Annotated in this window: 17 protein-coding genes; 1 reads left to right on the top strand and 16 read right to left on the bottom strand. The window is 71.2% G+C overall.

Annotation, left to right across the window (positions count from 1 at the left end):
* Positions 1-80: 80 nt before the first annotated feature.
* From coaBC to pyrR, 12 genes are all read right to left on the bottom strand, one after another.
* On the bottom strand, positions 81-1,289 hold the full coding sequence (gene coaBC, locus O7631_RS16685; RefSeq protein WP_278145044.1) for a bifunctional phosphopantothenoylcysteine decarboxylase/phosphopantothenate--cysteine ligase CoaBC: 1,209 nt from the start codon (positions 1,287-1,289) through the stop codon (positions 81-83).
* A 14-nt stretch (positions 1,290-1,303) separates the two neighbouring features.
* Positions 1,304-1,567: a DNA-directed RNA polymerase subunit omega gene (gene rpoZ / locus O7631_RS16680; RefSeq protein WP_030335666.1), complete on the bottom strand. Its 264-nt coding sequence runs from the start codon at positions 1,565-1,567 to the stop codon at positions 1,304-1,306.
* 64 nt (positions 1,568-1,631) lie between these two features.
* A complete protein-coding gene (locus O7631_RS16675) occupies positions 1,632-2,165 on the bottom strand; it encodes a guanylate kinase (protein WP_269679869.1) in 534 nt (177 codons plus the stop codon).
* Positions 2,166-2,190: 25 nt separating this feature from the next.
* Positions 2,191-2,508 (bottom strand): integration host factor, actinobacterial type, encoded by a 318-nt coding sequence (mihF, locus tag O7631_RS16670; RefSeq protein WP_030335662.1) that lies wholly within the window; start codon positions 2,506-2,508, stop codon positions 2,191-2,193.
* Positions 2,509-2,686: 178 nt separating this feature from the next.
* The gene (gene pyrF / locus O7631_RS16665; protein WP_278145043.1) at positions 2,687-3,523 is read right to left on the bottom strand and encodes an orotidine-5'-phosphate decarboxylase; all 837 of its coding nucleotides are present in this window, start codon (positions 3,521-3,523) and stop codon (positions 2,687-2,689) included.
* 63 nt (positions 3,524-3,586) lie between these two features.
* Positions 3,587-4,861 carry an adenosylmethionine--8-amino-7-oxononanoate transaminase gene (locus O7631_RS16660; RefSeq protein WP_278145042.1) on the bottom strand — a complete coding sequence of 425 codons (1,275 nt, stop codon included), beginning with the start codon at positions 4,859-4,861 and terminating at the stop codon, positions 3,587-3,589.
* Positions 4,862-5,309: 448 nt separating this feature from the next.
* Positions 5,310-6,356 (bottom strand): quinone-dependent dihydroorotate dehydrogenase, encoded by a 1,047-nt coding sequence (locus O7631_RS16655; protein ID WP_278145041.1) that lies wholly within the window; start codon positions 6,354-6,356, stop codon positions 5,310-5,312.
* Positions 6,353-9,700: a carbamoyl-phosphate synthase large subunit gene (carB, locus tag O7631_RS16650; RefSeq protein ID WP_278145040.1), complete on the bottom strand. Its 3,348-nt coding sequence runs from the start codon at positions 9,698-9,700 to the stop codon at positions 6,353-6,355. Before carB ends, O7631_RS16655 begins: the two co-directional genes overlap by 4 nt.
* Positions 9,693-10,856 (bottom strand): glutamine-hydrolyzing carbamoyl-phosphate synthase small subunit, encoded by a 1,164-nt coding sequence (gene carA, locus O7631_RS16645; protein ID WP_278145039.1) that lies wholly within the window; start codon positions 10,854-10,856, stop codon positions 9,693-9,695. The genes carB and carA overlap by 8 nt, the downstream gene beginning before the upstream one ends.
* Positions 10,856-12,133, bottom strand: a complete 1,278-nt coding sequence (locus O7631_RS16640; RefSeq protein ID WP_278145038.1) for a dihydroorotase — start codon at positions 12,131-12,133, stop codon at positions 10,856-10,858. The genes carA and O7631_RS16640 overlap by 1 nt, the downstream gene beginning before the upstream one ends.
* The gene (locus tag O7631_RS16635; RefSeq protein WP_278145037.1) at positions 12,130-13,056 is read right to left on the bottom strand and encodes an aspartate carbamoyltransferase catalytic subunit; all 927 of its coding nucleotides are present in this window, start codon (positions 13,054-13,056) and stop codon (positions 12,130-12,132) included. The genes O7631_RS16640 and O7631_RS16635 overlap by 4 nt, the downstream gene beginning before the upstream one ends.
* Positions 13,053-13,637: a bifunctional pyr operon transcriptional regulator/uracil phosphoribosyltransferase PyrR gene (gene pyrR, locus O7631_RS16630; RefSeq protein ID WP_278145036.1), complete on the bottom strand. Its 585-nt coding sequence runs from the start codon at positions 13,635-13,637 to the stop codon at positions 13,053-13,055. Before pyrR ends, O7631_RS16635 begins: the two co-directional genes overlap by 4 nt.
* A 290-nt stretch (positions 13,638-13,927) precedes the next feature.
* Here pyrR and O7631_RS16625 point away from each other — a divergent pair, with 290 nt between their 5' ends.
* Positions 13,928-14,416, top strand: a complete 489-nt coding sequence (locus O7631_RS16625) for a transcriptional regulator (RefSeq protein ID WP_007458348.1) — start codon at positions 13,928-13,930, stop codon at positions 14,414-14,416.
* A 69-nt stretch (positions 14,417-14,485) separates the two neighbouring features.
* Here O7631_RS16625 and nusB read toward each other — a convergent pair whose 3' ends face one another.
* From nusB to aroB, 4 genes are all read right to left on the bottom strand, one after another.
* Positions 14,486-14,896: a transcription antitermination factor NusB gene (gene nusB, locus O7631_RS16620; RefSeq protein WP_197699491.1), complete on the bottom strand. Its 411-nt coding sequence runs from the start codon at positions 14,894-14,896 to the stop codon at positions 14,486-14,488.
* Positions 14,897-14,919: 23 nt separating this feature from the next.
* Positions 14,920-15,477 (bottom strand): elongation factor P, encoded by a 558-nt coding sequence (efp, locus tag O7631_RS16615; protein ID WP_088990319.1) that lies wholly within the window; start codon positions 15,475-15,477, stop codon positions 14,920-14,922.
* Between the two features lie 86 nt (positions 15,478-15,563).
* Complete coding sequence (gene aroQ / locus O7631_RS16610) at positions 15,564-15,989, bottom strand: type II 3-dehydroquinate dehydratase (protein ID WP_088990320.1); 426 nt, start codon at positions 15,987-15,989, stop codon at positions 15,564-15,566.
* Positions 15,986-17,065: a 3-dehydroquinate synthase gene (aroB, locus tag O7631_RS16605; RefSeq protein ID WP_278145035.1), complete on the bottom strand. Its 1,080-nt coding sequence runs from the start codon at positions 17,063-17,065 to the stop codon at positions 15,986-15,988. Before aroB ends, aroQ begins: the two co-directional genes overlap by 4 nt.

Here is a 17,065-nt window from a genome sequence, read left to right as displayed (position 1 = left end):
CTAAGCGTGTGAGGTCGTTCCGCGGCAGTCTAATCACCACTGCGGCTGGTGTCGGGATCGGTCGCGCCCTTTACCACCCGTCAGGAACTGCCGGGTAGCCGCGCCACGACGAGATCCCATACCGCGTCGGCCACGGACTCCTTGGCCTGCTCCGGCAGATGGGCGACCGAGCCGTCCGCGCCGATGACCGTCACCGTGTTGGTGTCGGCGCCGAAGACCAGGTCCGGACCGACCTCGTTGATCACGATGAGGTCGGCCCGTTTCCGGGCGAGTTTCGCCCGGCCGTTGGCCTCGGCGTCGCCGGTCTCGGCGGCGAACACCACGAGCAGTTGCTCCGGTCGCTTGCGCTGGCCGAGCTCCGCCGCGATGTCGGGGTTCGTCACGAGGTCGATGGTGGGCGCGACACCATCGTCGGACTTCTTGATTTTGCCAGGCGCGTAGGTGGCCGGCCGGAAATCGGCCGGAGCCGCCGCCATCACCACCGCGTCGGCCTCGACGGCGGCCTTGACCGTCGCCTCCCGCAACTCGGCGGTGGTGCCGACCCGGATCAGGTCGACGCCGGCGGGGTCGGGAAGGGACACGTTGGCCGCGATCAGTGTGACCTGGGCGCCCCGGGCGACGGCGGCGCGGGCGAACGCGTACCCCTGCTTGCCGGAGGAGCGGTTGCCCAGGAAGCGGACCGGGTCCAACGGCTCCCGGGTGCCACCCGCGGTGACGACCACCCGGCGGCCGGCCAGGTCGGCGGGGGCGGAGCCGCCCCGGGCCAGCACCTGCCGGGCCACGGCGAAGATCTCCGCCGGGTCGGGCAGCCGCCCCTTGCCGGTGTCGGCGCCGGTGAGCCGGCCGACGGCGGGGTCGATGACCCGCACACCCCGGGAGCGCAGCGTGGCGACGTTGGCCACGGTGGCCGGGTGCTCCCACATCTCGGTGTGCATGGCCGGGGCGAGCAGCACCGGGCAGCGGGCGGTCAGCAGGGTGTTGGTCAGCAGGTCGTCGGCGAGCCCGTGGGCGGCCTTCGCGAGCAGGTCGGTGGTGGTCGGCGCGACCACCACCAGGTCGGCCTGCTTACCGAGGCGGACGTGCGGCACCTCGTGGACGTCGGTCCAGACGTCGTCGGCGACCGGCTGACCGGAGAGCGCCGCCCAGGTCGGCGCCCCGACGAACCGGAGCGCCGACGCGGTCGGCACGACCCGAACCCGGTGACCGGATTCGGTGAAGAGTCGCAGCAGCTCGCACGCCTTGTAGGCGGCGATGCCGCCGCCGACCCCGAGGACGATCGAGGCGGACATCGGCCAGCGAGGGCTTACGGCTGGTCGGTCGGCTCGGCGGTGAGCAGGCCCGAGTTGATCTCGCGCATGGCGATGGAGAGGGGCTTCTCCTGGGGGGTGGTCTCGACGAGCGGGCCGACGTACTCCAGCAGACCCTCACCGAGCTGGCTGTAGTAGGCGTTGACCTGGCGCGCGCGCTTGGCGGCGAAGATGACCAGCGCGTACTTCGACGTCGTCTTCTCGAGGAGCTCGTCGATCGGCGGGTTGGTGATGCCTTCGGGGTTGGCGATGGATCCCACGAATTAACCTCTGCGTCTTTCGAACCGCGCGAACGCGGTGCTGAGTCTCAACGGCGGCCGACCGTCAGCCACGCACGCGCGACCAGGTCGGATCCGGATAAGAAGAACCGAGTAAGCCTACCAGCTCTTCGACGACCCGCTCGGTGAGGTCGTGCGTCAGCGTGTGTTCGAAGGCCGCCGCCACCTGGGCGTCGGGTCGGTAACCGGGTGGGCTCAGCAGCACCAGACGGGAGGCCGGCAGGCGCGCGCGCACCAGCGGAGCGCCGGGCAGGTCGAGCGGGAGGAGCACCGGTTGCCCGGCGTCGAGCCGGGCGCGCAACGGCGGGTACGGGGTGCCCCGGCGGTAGGAGCCGATCCGGGACCATTCCAACAGCTCGCCCGCGACGAGCCGGCGGTCGAACTCGGCCGGGGCGAGGAAGACGCGGTCGACCCCGTCGATCTCCGACTCGCGGCGCGGCCGTGTGGTCGCCGGTACGGGCAACCACACGGACGGAGAACGCGCCCGGACGAGCTCGACGACACTCTCCCTGCCGGAACCCGAAGGTCCAGCCAGGACAGTGAGCCGAGCCGCCGGGCGCGCCTCGTCATCCGTGCTCACTGCTTGTTTCTACACGCTGCCAGGTTCAGTTGGCGGCGAACTCTCCAAGCAGTGCCTTGCGCTGCTGCTCGCCGAGGCCACGCAGGCGACGGCTGTCGGCGATCTTGAGCTTCTCCATGATCTGGGTAGCCCGGATCTTGCCGATGCCCGGCATGGCCTGCAGGACGGCCGAAACCTTGAGCTTGCCGACGACGTCGTCGCTCTCGGCGCGCTCAAGGACAGCACCGAGGGTGGTCTTGCCCTGCTTGAGCTGCTCCTTCAGCTGAGCACGGGCCTTGCGGATCTCCGCGGCCTTCTCGAGCGCGGCAGCGCGTTGTTCGGGGGTCAGTGACGGGAGCGGCACCAGTTCTCCTCAGGTCCCTATCGCGGCGGGCGGGGCGCACCGCCGCATCTGTGAAACGTGGTGTCGCTGTGAACCAAGGGGTCCGTGGTTCCCAGCGCGGGGAAAACTAGCGGTCAACGGAGCTTTCGGCAACGTGGGGGGCCCATGATCAACGCAAAGTGACCGACCCGTCAGTCAGTCAGAGGGCAGGCAGAACGGCCCGGCAGTCGGCCAACACCCGGTCCGCGGCGGCCCGCAGGGCAGCGACGTCGGGGCCCGCGGAGAGCACCTCCCGGGAGTACGACGGGAGCACCGAGGCGAGGCTCGAACCGAAGACGGTCCGCAGATCCGCTGCCCCGCCACCCTGCGCGCCGAGGCCCGGGGCGAGCAGTGGACCCCCTACGCCGGTGAGGTCGTGACCGGTGTCGCCGATGGTCGCCCCGACCACCAGACCGAAGCTCCCGAGGGGGGTAGCACCCCTGTTGAGCTGGGAAATCTCGTCGATCACGGTTTGCGCCACGGTGCGGCCGTCGGCCGTACGGGCCTGCTGCACGGCCGCACCCTCGGGGTTGGAGGTGAGGGCCAGCACGAAGACGCCGCCGCCGTGCTGGGCGGCCAGCTCGAACATCGGGGCCAGCGAACCGACGCCGAGGTAGGGGCTCGCGGTGACCGCGTCGACATACATCGGGCTGGATGGATCAAGGTACGCGGAGGCGTACGCGCTCACCGTCGAGCCGATGTCGCCGCGCTTGACGTCGAGGAGAACGAGCGAGCCAGCATCTCGTAACTGTCGGATAGTTGACTCAAGAATGGCCACGCCGTGGGACCCGAACCGCTCGAAAAAGGCCGACTGAGGCTTGACCACCGCAACCCGGTCACCGAGGGCTTCCACGACGGTCCGGGTGAAGCGGTCAAGGCCCTGGACGTCGTCGGCGAGGCCCCAACGGGCCAACAGACCGGGATGCGGATCGATGCCCACACACAGTGGCCCCCGCTCGACCATCGCCCGGTGCAGCCGGGTTCCGAAGCTCTCCATCCGGTGCTCCCTCTCTCTTGTCCGTCCGGGCGGCGACGCGCCTCCCGGGGTGTACCCGTGTGTTCAGCCGGCCGCCACGGCCGCCGCCACGCCGGCGGCGATCCGGGCCACGTCGGCGTCGTCGGTGACGTACGGCGGCATCGTGTAGACCAGGTCGCGGAACGGCCGCAGCCACACCCCCTGCCCGGCCGCGGCGGCGGTGGCCGCGCCGAGGTCGACCTCGTGATCCAGCTGGACCACCCCGATCGCGCCGAGCACCCGTACGTCGGCGACACCCGGCGTACCGCGCAGCGGCTCCAGGCCGGCGCGCAGGCCGGCGCCGACCCTGGCGACCTGTCCCGCCCAGTCCCCGGCCCGCAGCAGACCGATGGAGGCGTTGGCCACCGCGCAGGCCAAGGGGTTGCCCATGAAGGTGGGTCCGTGCGCCAGCACACCGGCGGCGGAGATGCCCCGGGCGATCTCCGGGGTGCACAGCGTCGCCGCCAGCGTCAGGTAGCCCCCGGTGAGCGCCTTGCCCACGCACAGCACGTCCGGGGTCACCCCGGCGTGCTCGGCGGCGAACATCGCACCGGTACGGCCGAACCCGGTGGCGATCTCGTCGAAGATCAACAGCACTCCGTGGGCGCGGGTCACCTCCCGCAGCACCCGGAGGTAACCCGGGTGGTGGAAGCGCATCCCGCCGGCGCCCTGGACGACCGGCTCGACGATCACGGCGGCCAGTTCGTGGGCGTGCCGCTCGACGGTCTCCACCAGTGCCGCCACGTACGCGTCGTCGGGTGGGTCGTCGAAGCCGCCCGGCGGCACCGGGGCGAACACCTGTCGCGGCAGCACGTCGCCCCAGAGGTGGTGCATCCCGCCCTCCGGGTCGCAGACGCTCATCGGGTGGAACGTGTCACCGTGGTAGCCGCCCCGCCAGGTCGCCAACCGACGCCGCTGCGGCTGCCCGACGGCCCGCTGGTACTGCAGGCACATCTTCACCGCCACCTCGACGCTGACCGACCCGGAGTCGGCGAGGAACACGTGCTCCAGGCCCTCCGGCGTCAGCTCGACCAGGGTGCGGGCGAGCTGCACCGCTGGCTCGTGGGTGAGGCCGCCGAACATCACGTGGCTCATCCGTCCGAGCTGGTCGGTGACCGCCGCGTCCAGCACCGGGTGCCGGTACCCGTGGATCGCCGCCCACCAGGACGACATCCCGTCCACCAGCTCACGGCCGTCGGCCAGCCGCAGGCGTACGCCCTCGGCGCTGCGCACCACGTATGGCGGGCTGGCCGGCGGCAGTGCCGCGTACGGATGCCAGACATGGTCCCGGTCGACGGCCAGGATCTCCTCGGGGGTCACGCGTACTCCTTTCGAGGCGCGAACCGGCCGGACGTCGGTCGTCCTTCGGCCGGTCGAGCCACTCCGTCGCCGCCTTTGCTCTGCACCCATGGGCGCGACACCGCACGACGCGACGCCGCACGACGCGACGCCGCATGACGCGACACCGCAGCACGCGACACCCACGGGCGCGGCACCGCAGCACGCGACACCCACGGGCGCGGCACCGCAGCACGCGACGCCGCCGGACGCGACACCCGGCGGCCGGGTGGCGCGCTCAGGCGGGCAGTGGTGCACCGAAGGGTGCAGAGCAACCGGGTGGTGGTGCACCCAAGGGTGCAGAGCAATCTGGTGACGGCTGCGGTGCGTCCGCGGGTGCAGAGCAAAGGATCCGTGGCAGGGGTGGGGTCCTTGGCGCGGAGCCGGCTCGGCACCGGATCGGTCCGGGCCGGCACCACGCCGCGTGCGGTCACCGGCCGGCGACCGGATCCGGTGTCACCGCCGTGGCACTCGCCCGGGCGGCTGCCCGGACCAGGGCCGGGCCCCGGTAGATGAAGCCGGTGTAGAGCTGCACCAGGGAGGCTCCGGCGTCGAACATCCGAGTGGCGTCGTCCGGGTCGAGCACCCCACCGACCCCGATGATGGGCAACCGACCACCGGTCTCCCGATGCACGAAGGCCACCACCTCCCGGGCGCGGCCGGTCAACGGCCGACCGGACAGACCACCGGCCTGCTCGCCGCGCTCGACGTCCACGGCGGCGAGCCCGTCGCGGGACAGCGTGGTGTTGGTGGCGATCACACCGGCCGCGCCCCGGGCCAGGCAGACCTCCAGCAGTTCGGCGATCGCCGCCTCGGTCAGGTCAGGGGCGATCTTGACCAGCACCGGCTTCTCTCCCACCAACGCGCCGAGCAGCGCGTCCAGGTGGGCGCGGTCCTGCAGGGAGCGCAGGCCCGGAGTGTTCGGTGAGGACACGTTCACCGCGAAGTAGTCACCGTGCCCGCGCAGCGCCCGGTACGAGGCGAGGTAGTCCTCGACCGCCTCGTCGAGCGCTGTCACCTTGGACTTGCCCAGCGAGATGCCCAACGGCACCCCGAGCGGGCGCGGCAGCGCCGCCAGCCGGGCGGCCAACGCGGCGGCACCGGCGTTGTTGAAGCCCATCCGGTTGACCACCGCCTCGCTGGCCGGCAGGCGGAACAGCCGTGGTCGCGGGTTGCCCGGCTGGGCGTGCGCGGTGACCGTGCCGACCTCGACAAAGCCGAAGCCCAGCGCCGGCCAGGCCGGCAACGCCGCGCCGTCCTTGTCCATGCCGGCGGCCAACCCGACCGGGTTGGGGAACCGCACGCCGAACACCGTGCGCGGCGCGTCGACCGCGTACCGGACCCGCAGCGCGGCCAGGGCGGCCGGACGCCGCGACAGGGCGGCCAACCGCCGCAGCGTCCACTCGTGCGCCGCCTCGGCGTCCCCACCCCCGAGCCGGAACAACCCGGGTCGTACGAACCGCTCGAACACCGTCACTGGGCCGCTCGCAGGGTGGCGTGCAGGTCCTGCAGCGGACGTACCCGCATGTCGCCCCGGATCCGCGCCTCGATGCCCATCACGGCGGCGGCCGCCCCAGGCACCGTGGTGATGCAGGGGATGTCAGCGGTGACGGCCGCGCTGCGGATCTCGTAGCCGTCGGAGCGGGCGCTGGCGCCCGAACCCTGCGGCGTGTTGATCACCAGCGCCACGTGGCCGCCGCCGATCAGCGACACCGCGTCGTCTCCCTCGCCCGCCTGGTAGTGCTTGCGGATCTGCTCGCAGGCGATGCCGTGCCGGCGCAGCACCTCGGCCGTGCCGGTGGTCGCGACGATCTCGAAGCCCAGGTCGGCCAGCCGCTTGATCGGGAAGATCATGCCGCGCTTGTCCCGGTTGGCCACCGACACGAAGATCTTCCCGCCGGTCGGCAGCGACCCGTACGCGGCCGACTGGCTCTTGGCGAACGCGTGCCCGAAGTTGGTGTCGATGCCCATCACCTCGCCCGTCGACTTCATCTCCGGGCCGAGCAGCGAGTCGATCCCCTTGCCCGAGCGGGTCCGGAAACGCTTGAACGGCAGCACCGCCTCCTTGACCGCGACCGGCGCGTCGGCGGGCATCGTGCCCCCGTCACCGGTCGCCGGCAGCAGACCCTCGGCGCGCAACTCGGCGATGCTCGCGCCGAGCGCGATCCGCGCCGCCGCTTTGGCCAGCGGCACCGCCGTCGCCTTCGAGACGAACGGAACGGTCCGCGACGCCCGCGGGTTGGCCTCCAGGACGTAGAGCACGTCGTCCTTGAGCGCGTACTGCACGTTGAGCAGGCCACGGACGCCGACGCCACGCGCGATGGCCTCGGTGTAGCGGCGAACCTCGGCGAGGTGCGAGCCGGCGAGGGTGATCGGCGGCAGCGCGCAGGACGAGTCGCCGGAGTGGATGCCGGCCTCCTCGATGTGCTCCATCACGCCGCCGATGTAGACCTCGCCGTCGGCGTCGCAGAGCGCGTCCACGTCGATCTCGATGGCGTCGTCGAGGAAACGGTCGACGAGCACCGGGTGGTCCGGGGAGATGTCCGTGGCCCGTCCGATGTAGTCGCGCAGCGTCGGGTCGTCGTAGACGATCTCCATGCCCCGCCCGCCCAGCACGTACGACGGCCGGACCAGCACCGGGTAGCCGATCTCGTCGGCGATCGTCTTGGCCTCGTCGTAGGAGGTGGCCATGCCGTGGGCGGGCGCGCGCAGCCCGGCCCGGGCCAGCACCGCGCCGAACGCGCCGCGCTCCTCGGCCAGGTGGATCGACTCCGGGGAGGTGCCGACGATCGGCACGCCCGCGTTCTTGAGCCGCTGCGCCAGCCCCAGCGGCGTCTGACCGCCGAGCTGCACGACCACCCCGACCACGCCCGGCCCGCCGGCCGCCCGGCCGGACGAGTCCTCGGCGTGCCAGACCTCCAGGACGTCCTCGAACGTCAGCGGCTCGAAGTAGAGCCGGTCGGCGGTGTCGTAGTCGGTGGACACCGTCTCCGGGTTGCAGTTGACCATGACGGTCTCGTAACCGGCCGACCGCAACGCTTGTACCGCGTGCACGCAGGAGTAGTCGAACTCGATGCCCTGGCCGATCCGGTTCGGGCCGGAACCCAGGATCAGCACCTTCGGCCGGTTCGACGGCACGACCTCGGTCTCCAGGTCGTACGTCGAGTAGTGGTACGGAGTCGTCGCCTCGAACTCGGCCGCGCAGGTGTCCACCGTCTTGTAGACCGGACGCACGTCGAGGCGGTGCCGCAGGGTCCGTACGCCGTCCTCAGCGGCCAACTCCGGGCGCAGCGCGGCGAGCTGCCGGTCGGACAGGCCGGCCCGCTTGGCCTGGCGCAGCAGGTCGGCGTCGAGCACCGGCGCGTCCACGATCTCCGCGCGCAGCTCGATCAGCGCGGCGATCTGGTCGAGGAACCACGGGTCGATCCCGCCGGAGGCCTCGGCGACCTCGGCGATCGACGCGCCGAGGCGCAGCGCCCGTTCCACCGTGTACAGCCGGCCGTCGTGCGGGATCCGCAGGGCGGCCAGGGTGTCGGCGAGGGTGACTCCGACCGGGTCAGGCTGCGTCCAGAAGCCCGCCGATTTCGTCTCCATCGAGCGCATGGCCTTGTTCAGCGCCTCGGTGAAGTTACGCCCGAGGCTCATCGCCTCGCCCACCGACTTCATCGTGGTGGTCAGCTCCGGGTCCGCGCCGGGGAACTTCTCGAACGCGAACCGGGGGATCTTCACCACCACGTAGTCCAGGGTCGGCTCGAAGGCCGCCGGGGTCTTCAGGGTGATGTCGTTGGGGATCTCGTCGAGGGTGTAACCGATGGCCAGCTTCGCGGCGATCTTGGCGATCGGGAAGCCGGTCGCCTTGGAGGCCAGCGCCGAGGAACGGGACACCCGGGGGTTCATCTCGATCACGACGATCCGGCCGTCGACCGGGTTGACCGCGAACTGGATGTTGCAGCCGCCGGTGTCCACCCCGACCTCGCGGAGCACGGCGATACCCAGGTCACGCAGGCGCTGGTACTCCCGGTCGGTGAGCGTCATGGCCGGGGCCACGGTGACGCTGTCGCCGGTGTGCACACCCATCGGGTCGACGTTCTCGATCGAGCAGACCACCACCACGTTGTCGTGCCGGTCGCGCATCAGTTCGAGTTCGTACTCCTTCCAACCGAGCACGCTCTCCTCGATGAGCACCTCGTGCACCGGGCTGGCGGCGAGACCGTCACCGGCGATGCGGGCCAGGTCCTCCGGGGTGTGCGCCATGCCGGAGCCGAGGCCACCCATGGTGAACGACGGCCGGATCACCACCGGCAGACCCAGCTCGGCGACCGTCGCCTCGACCTCCTCCATCGAGTGGCAGACCCGGGAGCGGGGCACCAGCCCGTTCGGGTCCTCGACACCCAGGCGTACGCCGGCCTTCGCCACGATCTCCTTGAACAGCTGCCGGTCCTCGCCGCGGTTGATGGCGTCGATGTTCGCGCCGATCAACTCCACGCCGTACTTCTCCAGGATGCCGCCCTCGTGCAGGGCGACGGCCGTGTTCAGCGCGGTCTGCCCGCCGAGGGTCGCCAGGATCGCGTCCGGGCGTTCCTTGGCGATGACCAGCTCCACGAACTCCGGGGTGATCGGCTCGACGTAGGTCGCGTCGGCGAACTCCGGGTCCGTCATGATCGTGGCCGGGTTGGAGTTGACCAGGCTGACCCGGATCCCCTCACTGCGCAGCACCCGACAGGCCTGGGTGCCGGAGTAGTCGAACTCGCAGGCCTGCCCGATGACGATCGGCCCCGAGCCGATCACCAGGATGTGCTTGAGATCGGTCCGCTTAGGCATTGCTGCGCCCCTTGCTGTGGGTCTTGCCTTCGATCAGTTCCGCGAAACGGTCGAACAGGTAGTCCGCGTCGTGCGGGCCGGCCGCCGCCTCCGGGTGGTACTGCACGGTGAACGCGGGCACGTCGATCGCCCGCAGCCCCTCGACCACGTTGTCATTGAGGCAGACATGGGACACCTGAACGCCGCCGAAGTCGGTGTCGATCACCTGGTCGGGAACGACAGCGCCGACGCCGGCGCCGGGCACCTGGACGGCGAAGCCGTGGTTGTGACTGGTCACCTCGACCTTGCCGGTGGCCCGGTCGAGCACCGGCTGGTTGATCCCACGGTGGCCGTAGCCCAGCTTGTAGGTGCCGAAGCCGAGCGCCCGGCCGAGGATCTGACTGCCGAAGCAGATGCCGAACAGCGGCACCTCACGCCGCAGCGCCTCCCGGGCCAGCGCCACCGGGCCGTCGGCGGTGGCCGGATCGCCGGGGCCGGGCGACAGGAAGATCGCGTCGGCGCCGGTGGCCAGGAGCTGCTCGATCGTCGACGAGGCCGGCAGCACGTGGGTGGTCACCCCGCGCGTGGCGAGCCGACGGGGCACGTTGCGCTTGATACCGAGATCCAGCGCCGCCACTGTGAACCGGTGCTCGCCGACGGCCTCGACGACGTACGGCTCGGCGGTGCTCACCTCGGCGGACAGGTCCGCGCCGACCATCTGCGGCGACTGCCGGACCCGGGCCAGCAGGCTCTGCGGGTCCTTCTCGACACTGGAGATGCCGACGCGCATGGCGCCCCGCTCCCGCAGGTGCCGGGTCAACGCCCGGGTGTCCACCCCGCTGATGCCCACCACACCCTCGGTGGCGAGCCGGTCCTCGAGGCCGCCGGTGGCCCGCCAGTTCGAGCCGATCCGGGCCGGGTCACGCACGACGTAACCGGCCACCCAGATCCGGCCGGACTCGTCGTCCTCGCCGTTGACGCCGGTGTTGCCGATGTGCGGCGCGGTCTGCACCACCACCTGCCGGTGGTACGACGGGTCGGTGAGCGTCTCCTGGTAGCCGGTCATGCCGGTGTTGAAGACCGCTTCGCCGAAGGTCTCCCCGACGCTGCCGTACGCCTCACCGGGGAACGTGCGCCCGTCCTCGAGTACGAGGATCGCGGGCCTGCGCTTGGCCATTACTTGACCGCCTTTCCGTCCAGGACCGTCGGCTCGCCGCGCAGGAAGGTCGCCACGATGCGACCGGGCAGCGTCATGCGGGCGTACGGGGTGTTGCGACTGCGACTGGCCAGCTCCGCCGGTTCGATGGTGCGGCGGGCGGCCGGGTCGACCACTGTCAGGTTGGCCGGCACGCCGGGTGCCGGGTCGACGCCGTGCCCGGTCAACCCCGCGATCCGGGCGGGGGTACGCGACATCCGCTCGGCGATCAGGTCCCACTCGGGGCCGAGCACGTCGAGCGCGATGGACAGGGCCGTCTCCAGACCGAGCATCCCCGGCCGGGCGTACGCCCACTCGCACTCCTTGTCTTCCACGGCGTGCGGGGCGTGGTCGGTGGCGATGATGTCGATGACCCCGTCGGCGAGCGCGGCGCGCAACGCGGCGATGTCCGCGGCCGTCCGCAGCGGCGGGTTGACCTTGAAGACCGGGTCGTAGGTCTCGGCGCGCTCGTCGGTGAGCAGCAGGTGGTGCGGGGTGACCTCGGCGGTGACGCGTACCCCGCGTGCCTTTGCCTGGCGCAGCACCTCGACGCTGCCGGCGGTGGAGACGTGGCAGACGTGCAGTCGGCTGCCGACGTGTTCGGCGAGCAGCACGTCGCGGGCGATGATCGCCTCCTCGGCGACCGCCGGCCAGCCGATCAGCCCGAGGCGGGTGGAGACCTCACCCTCGTGCATCTGGGCGCCCTCGGTGAGCCGGGGCTCCTCGGCGTGCTGGGCGATGATCCCGTCGAACGCCTTGACGTACTCCAGGGCCCGGCGCATCAGCTTCGGGTCGGCGACGCAGTGCCCGTCGTCGGAGAAGATCCGCACCCGGGCCGCGGAGTCGGCCATCGCGCCCAGCTCGGCCAGGCGCTCGCCGGCCAGCCCGACGGTGACCGCGCCGATCGGTTGCACGTCGACCAGGCCGGCCTCCCGGCCGAGCCGCCAGACCTGCTCGACCACACCGGCGGTGTCGGCGACCGGGGAGGTGTTGGCCATGGCGCAGACCGCCGTGTAACCGCCGAGCGCGGCGGCGCGGGATCCGGATTCGACGGTCTCGGCGTCCTCCCGACCGGGTTCGCGCAGGTGGGTGTGGAGGTCGACCAGGCCGGGCAGGGCGACCAGCCCGGTGCCGTCGACGACAGTGGCGTCCGGCGCGGACAGGTCGTCGGCGACCTCGGCGACCACGCCGTCGCGGATCAACAGGTCGGTCGGCGGGCCACCGACGACGCTCACGTTGGTGATCAGGTACGCGCTCACCGGTTGTTCCCTCCGAGCAGCAGGTAAAGGACAGCCATCCGCACGGAGACCCCGTTGGTGACCTGTTCGACGATCGTGGAGCGGGGTGAGTCGGCGACCTCGGCGGTGATCTCCATCCCCCGGTTCATCGGGCCGGGGTGCATGACGATCGCGTGCTCGGGCAGCCGGCGCATCCGCGGGCCGTCCAGCCCGTAGCGGCGGGCGTACTCGCGCGCGGAGGGGAAGTAGGAGTCGTTCATGCGTTCCCGCTGCACCCGCAGCATCATCACCACGTCCGCGTTGGGCAGCACCGAGTCGAGGTCGTAGGAGACGTCGGTGCCGGGGGCGAGGGCTCCGGCGATGTCGACCGGGATGAGCGTCGGCGGGCCGACCAGGGTGACCTTGGCGCCGAGGGTGGAGAGCAGCAGCACGTTGGAGCGGGCGACGCGGGAGTGCAGGACGTCCCCGACCACCGCGACCGACAGGCCGGCCAGCCGGCCCAGCCGGGCCCGCATGGTGTACGCGTCCAGCAGCGCCTGGGTGGGGTGCTCGTGGGTGCCGTCGCCGGCGTTGACGACCGAGCCGTCGACCCAGTTGGCCAGCCGGTGTGGAGCGCCGGAGGCGGGGTGCCGGACGACGACGGCGTCCGCGCCCATGGCCTGCAGGGTCAGCGCGGTGTCCTTCAGGCTCTCGCCCTTGGTGACGCTGGACCCCTTCGCGGAAAAGTTGATCACGTCGGCGCTGAGGCGCTTCGCCGCCGCCTCGAACGAGATCCGGGTACGGGTCGAGTCCTCGTAGAAGAGGTTCACCACGGTCCGGCCGCGCAACGCGGGCAGTTTCTTGATCTCCCGGCCGGCGACGGTGGCCATCTCGGCGGCGGTGTCCAGGATCTCGGTGGCGGTGGCGGCGTCCAGGTCCGCGCCGGAGAGCAGATGCTTGATCATGAAGTGGCACCCCCGTAGAGCTTGACCTCGTCCACTCCGTCGATCTCGGCGAGCGTCACCTTCACGCTCTCGGCGAGCGAGGTCGGGATGTTCTTGCCGACGTAGTCGGCGCGGATCGGCAGCTCCCGGTGACCGCGATCGACCAGGACGGCGAGCTGCACGGAGGCCGGGCGGCCGACGTCGTTGAGGGCGTCGAGCGCGGCCCGGACGGTGCGGCCGGAGAACAGCACGTCGTCGACGAGGATGACCCGCTTGCCGTCGATGCCGCTGGAGGGCAATTCGGTCGGGCCGACCGCGCGGGTGGCCTGCCGGCGCAGGTCGTCACGGTAGAGGGTGATGTCGAGCACACCGACGGGCACGGAGACGTCCTCGAAGGTGCTGATCCGGTCGGCGAGCCGCCGCGCCAGAGGGGTACCTCTCGTGGGAATCCCAAGAAGCACCGTGTTGGCGGCACCCTGGGTCTTCTCCAGGATCTGGTGGGCGATGCGGTCGACCACGCGTTGCACGTCGGCGCTGGCGAGGATCACCTTCACCGAGGGTTGTCGCGGTGGTGACGAGCGGGCAGCCGGTGGGTATGCCACGGCGGACCTCCTTCCCCGCCTCACGGGACGGGTCGTTAAAGGATGTCGGGCACCTCCGGCCGGACCGCGGAAGCGGACCTGGGCCGGGGCTTCACGCCACGTTACCAGTGGTCACCGGGCCGATGGACGGCGGCCACTGACCACCGGGTCAGGACCACGAAAAGGGGATAACTTCCCGGACGCTCCCCAACGGTAGGGTCACGACCACTTGACCAGGTGTCCCATTCCCCGTACCGTCACGCTCCGTAGCGATCGACGGGAGAACCCCGAGCAGCACTGGGAGTGTCCGAATGCCCTCTGAATACGCCAAGTCGCTGGGCGCCCGCCTGCGCTCCATCCGCCAACAGCAGGGTCTCTCCCTGCAGGGTGTGGAGGAAAAGTCGAACGGGCGGTGGAAGGCCGTGGTGGTCGGCTCGTACGAGCGCGGCGACCGGGCCGTGACGGTGTCCCGCCTGGCCGAGTTGGCCGAGTTCTACCGTGTCCCCGTCTCGGAGTTGCTGCCTGACGGCAGCGGCGTCCGGCACGAGCCCACCAGCAAGATCGTCCTGGACCTGGAGCGGCTCTACGACGAGGCCTCCGAGGACCTGGCCTACGTCGCGCGCTACGCCCGCGCCATCCAGCAGCAGCGTGGTGACTACAACGGCCGGGTGCTCTCCATCCGCGCCGACGACCTGCGGGCCCTCGCGATCGTGTACGACGCCTCACCGTCGGGCCTGATCGAGCGGCTCACCGAGCACGGTGTGCTGGTGGCCGACCCCCGGGCGTTCTTCGCCTCCTGAGCGACAGCTCCACCCGAAAGGGCCCGTGCCGTCCGGCACGGGCCCTTTTCGATGGTGGTGCCGCTTCGGTCAGCGGGTGGCGTACTCCGCGATCCGGCCGAGCACCCCGTTGAGGAAGCGCGGCGAATCGTCGGTGGACATCTGCCGGGCCAGCTCCACGGCCTCGCTGATCGCCACCGCGTCGTCGATCTCGTCGACGTAGAGCAACTCGTAGACGGCGATCCGAGCCAGATTCCGGTCGACGACCGGCATCCGGTCCAGCGTCCAACCCTCGGCGTAGCTGGCGATCAGCTCGTCGATCCGGTTGAGGTGTTCGGCGACCCCCTCGACCAGGCCCACCGCGTAACCCAGGTGCTCCGGTCGGGGCTGCTCGATCCGCTGCACGTAGCCGGCGAGCACCTCCACCGGAGGCTTGTCCCGCAGGTCGGCCTCGTAGAGGACATCCAGCGCCCGCTTGCGCGCCTTGCGGCGCGCCGGCATCTGCTGCTTGGAACCCTCAGCCATCAGGCGCGGCCGAGGTAACGGCCGTCGCGGGTGTCGACCTTGATCTTCTCGCCGGTGGTGATGAACAGCGGCACCTGCACGGTGGCGCCGGTCTCCACGGTCGCCGGCTTGTTGCCACCGGTGGAACGGTCGCCCTGCAGACCCGGCTCGGTGTAGGTGACCTCCAGCACGACGCTGGTGGGCAGCTCGATGTAGAGCGGCACACCCTCGTGCTGGGCGACGGTCGCCTCCGCCTCGGGGAGCAGGTAGTTGGCTGCCTCGCCGACGGTGCCACCGGGCACGGTGATCTGGTCGAAGGTCTCCAGATCCATGAAGACGAAGTCCTCGCCGTCGGCGTACAGGTACTGCATCGTGCGCTTGTCAACGGTCGCGGTCTCGACCTTGGTGCCCGCGTTGAAGGTCTTGTCGACCACCTTCCCGGACAGCACGTTCTTCAGCGTGGTGCGCACGAAGGCACCACCCTTACCGGGCTTGACGTGCTGGAACTCGACGACGGCCCAGAGCTCGCCGTCCAGGTTGAGTACCAGGCCGTTTTTGAGGTCGTTGGTGGAGGCCATTTCCTGCCTTGATCATCAATTGGCGGACAGACCCTGCGAGTCTACTGCCTGCGTCTAATCGGCTGGTCGCCGCTTCCGGCGACCCTTCAGCGGGTGGTCAGGTGGTGCAGGGCGAGACGATAGCCGTCGATGCCGAGACCGCAGATCACCCCGGTCGCCACCGCGGACACCACCGAATGGTGCCGGAACTCCTCGCGGGCATGGATGTTGGAGAGGTGCACCTCCACCAACGGCCCCCGCAGCATGGCGCAGGCGTCGCGCACGGCGTACGAGTAGTGCGACCACGCGGCCGGGTTGAGCACCACGGCAGCGCCCTCGTCGGCGGCGGTGTGCAGCCAGCCGAGCAGCTCGTGCTCGGCGTCGGTCTGCCGGACCGTCACGTCCAGCCCCAGCTCCCGACCCGTGGCCTCGCAGAGCGCGACCAGGTCGGCGTAGGTGGTCGCGCCGTACACCTCGGGCTCGCGGGTGCCCAGCCGGCCCAGGTTCGGCCCGTTCAGGACGTAGACCTTCACGGGTGGGAGACCTCCTGGTAGGCGGCCTCCAGCAGCGCGTCGTCCGGGCCTTCCAACATCGCCGGGCGGGCCAGCCCGTCGAGCACCACGAACCGCAGCTTGTTGCCTCGGGCCTTCTTGTCCACCCGCATGGTCGCCAGCAGCCGCGGCCACGCGTCGGCCGGGTAGCTCACCGGCAGACCGAGCGCGGTCAGGGCGACCCGGTGCCGGTCGGCGGTCGGGGCGTCCAGCCGGCCGGCGAGCCGGGCCAGCGCCGCGGCGTACACCAGGCCGACAGCGACGGCGTGGCCGTGCCGCCACCGGTAGCCCTCGTTCTGCTCGATCGCGTGGGCGAGGGTGTGACCGTAGTTGAGCACCTCCCGCACGCCCGACTCGCGCAGGTCACCGGCGACCACGTCGGCCTTGACCCGGATCGCCCGCTCGATCAGCTCCCGCGTCGCCGGCCCACGCACGTCGGTGGCCGCCGCCGGATCGCGCTCGACCAGGTCGAGGATCGCCGGATCGGCGATGAAGCCGCACTTGACCACCTCGGCGAGCCCGGCCGCGACGTCGACAGTGGGCAGGCTGTCCAGGGTGGCCAGGTCGGCGAGCACCCCGACCGGCGGGTGGAACGAGCCCACCAGGTTCTTGCCGGCGGCCGTGTTGATGCCGGTCTTGCCGCCGACGGCGGCGTCGACCATGCCCAGCAGCGAGGTCGCCACCGGAACCCAGCGCACGCCCCGCAACCAGCAGGCCGCGACGAACCCGGCCAGGTCGGTCACCGCGCCGCCGCCCACGCCGACCACCGCGTCGGTACGGGTGAACCCGGCCTCTCCGAGCCGGTCCCAACAGGCGGCGGCGACGTCGATCTGCTTGCCCGACTCGGCGTCGGGCACCTCGATCGGCAGCGGCTCGACGCCGGCGGCGCGCAGCCGCTCGCCGACCGCGTCCGCGAGGGCCTTGAGCGGGGGCGCGTGCAGCACCGCCGCCCGAGTCGCCCCGGGCAGCAGCCCGGGCAGCGCGCCCAGCAGGTCACGCCCCACCAACACGTCGTACGGCCGCTCGCCGCCGACCGGAATCCGGGTCACCTCGTCCAT

The sequence above is a fragment of the Micromonospora sp. WMMD967 genome (genome assembly GCF_029626165.1).
Lineage (GTDB): Bacteria > Actinomycetota > Actinomycetes > Mycobacteriales > Micromonosporaceae > Micromonospora > Micromonospora taraxaci.
This window is presented reverse-complemented; position numbering and strand designations above follow the sequence as displayed.

Bases quoted from the DNA above. Each gene is read 5' to 3' on its own strand.
- coaBC (WP_278145044.1), bottom strand. From the start codon at position 1,289: ATGTCCGCCTCGATCGTCCTCGGGGTCGGCGGCGGCATCGCCGCCTAC.
- pyrF (WP_278145043.1), bottom strand. From the start codon at position 3,523: ATGGAGAGCTTCGGAACCCGGCTGCACCGGGCGATGGTCGAGCGGGGG.
- carB (WP_278145040.1), bottom strand. From the start codon at position 9,700: ATGCCTAAGCGGACCGATCTCAAGCACATCCTGGTGATCGGCTCGGGG.
- carA (WP_278145039.1), bottom strand. From the start codon at position 10,856: ATGGCCAAGCGCAGGCCCGCGATCCTCGTACTCGAGGACGGGCGCACG.
- O7631_RS16635 (WP_278145037.1), bottom strand. From the start codon at position 13,056: ATGATCAAGCATCTGCTCTCCGGCGCGGACCTGGACGCCGCCACCGCC.
- O7631_RS16625 (WP_007458348.1), top strand. From the start codon at position 13,928: ATGCCCTCTGAATACGCCAAGTCGCTGGGCGCCCGCCTGCGCTCCATC.
- nusB (WP_197699491.1), bottom strand. From the start codon at position 14,896: ATGCCGGCGCGCCGCAAGGCGCGCAAGCGGGCGCTGGATGTCCTCTAC.
- efp (WP_088990319.1), bottom strand. From the start codon at position 15,477: ATGGCCTCCACCAACGACCTCAAAAACGGCCTGGTACTCAACCTGGAC.
- aroB (WP_278145035.1), bottom strand. From the start codon at position 17,065: ATGGACGAGGTGACCCGGATTCCGGTCGGCGGCGAGCGGCCGTACGAC.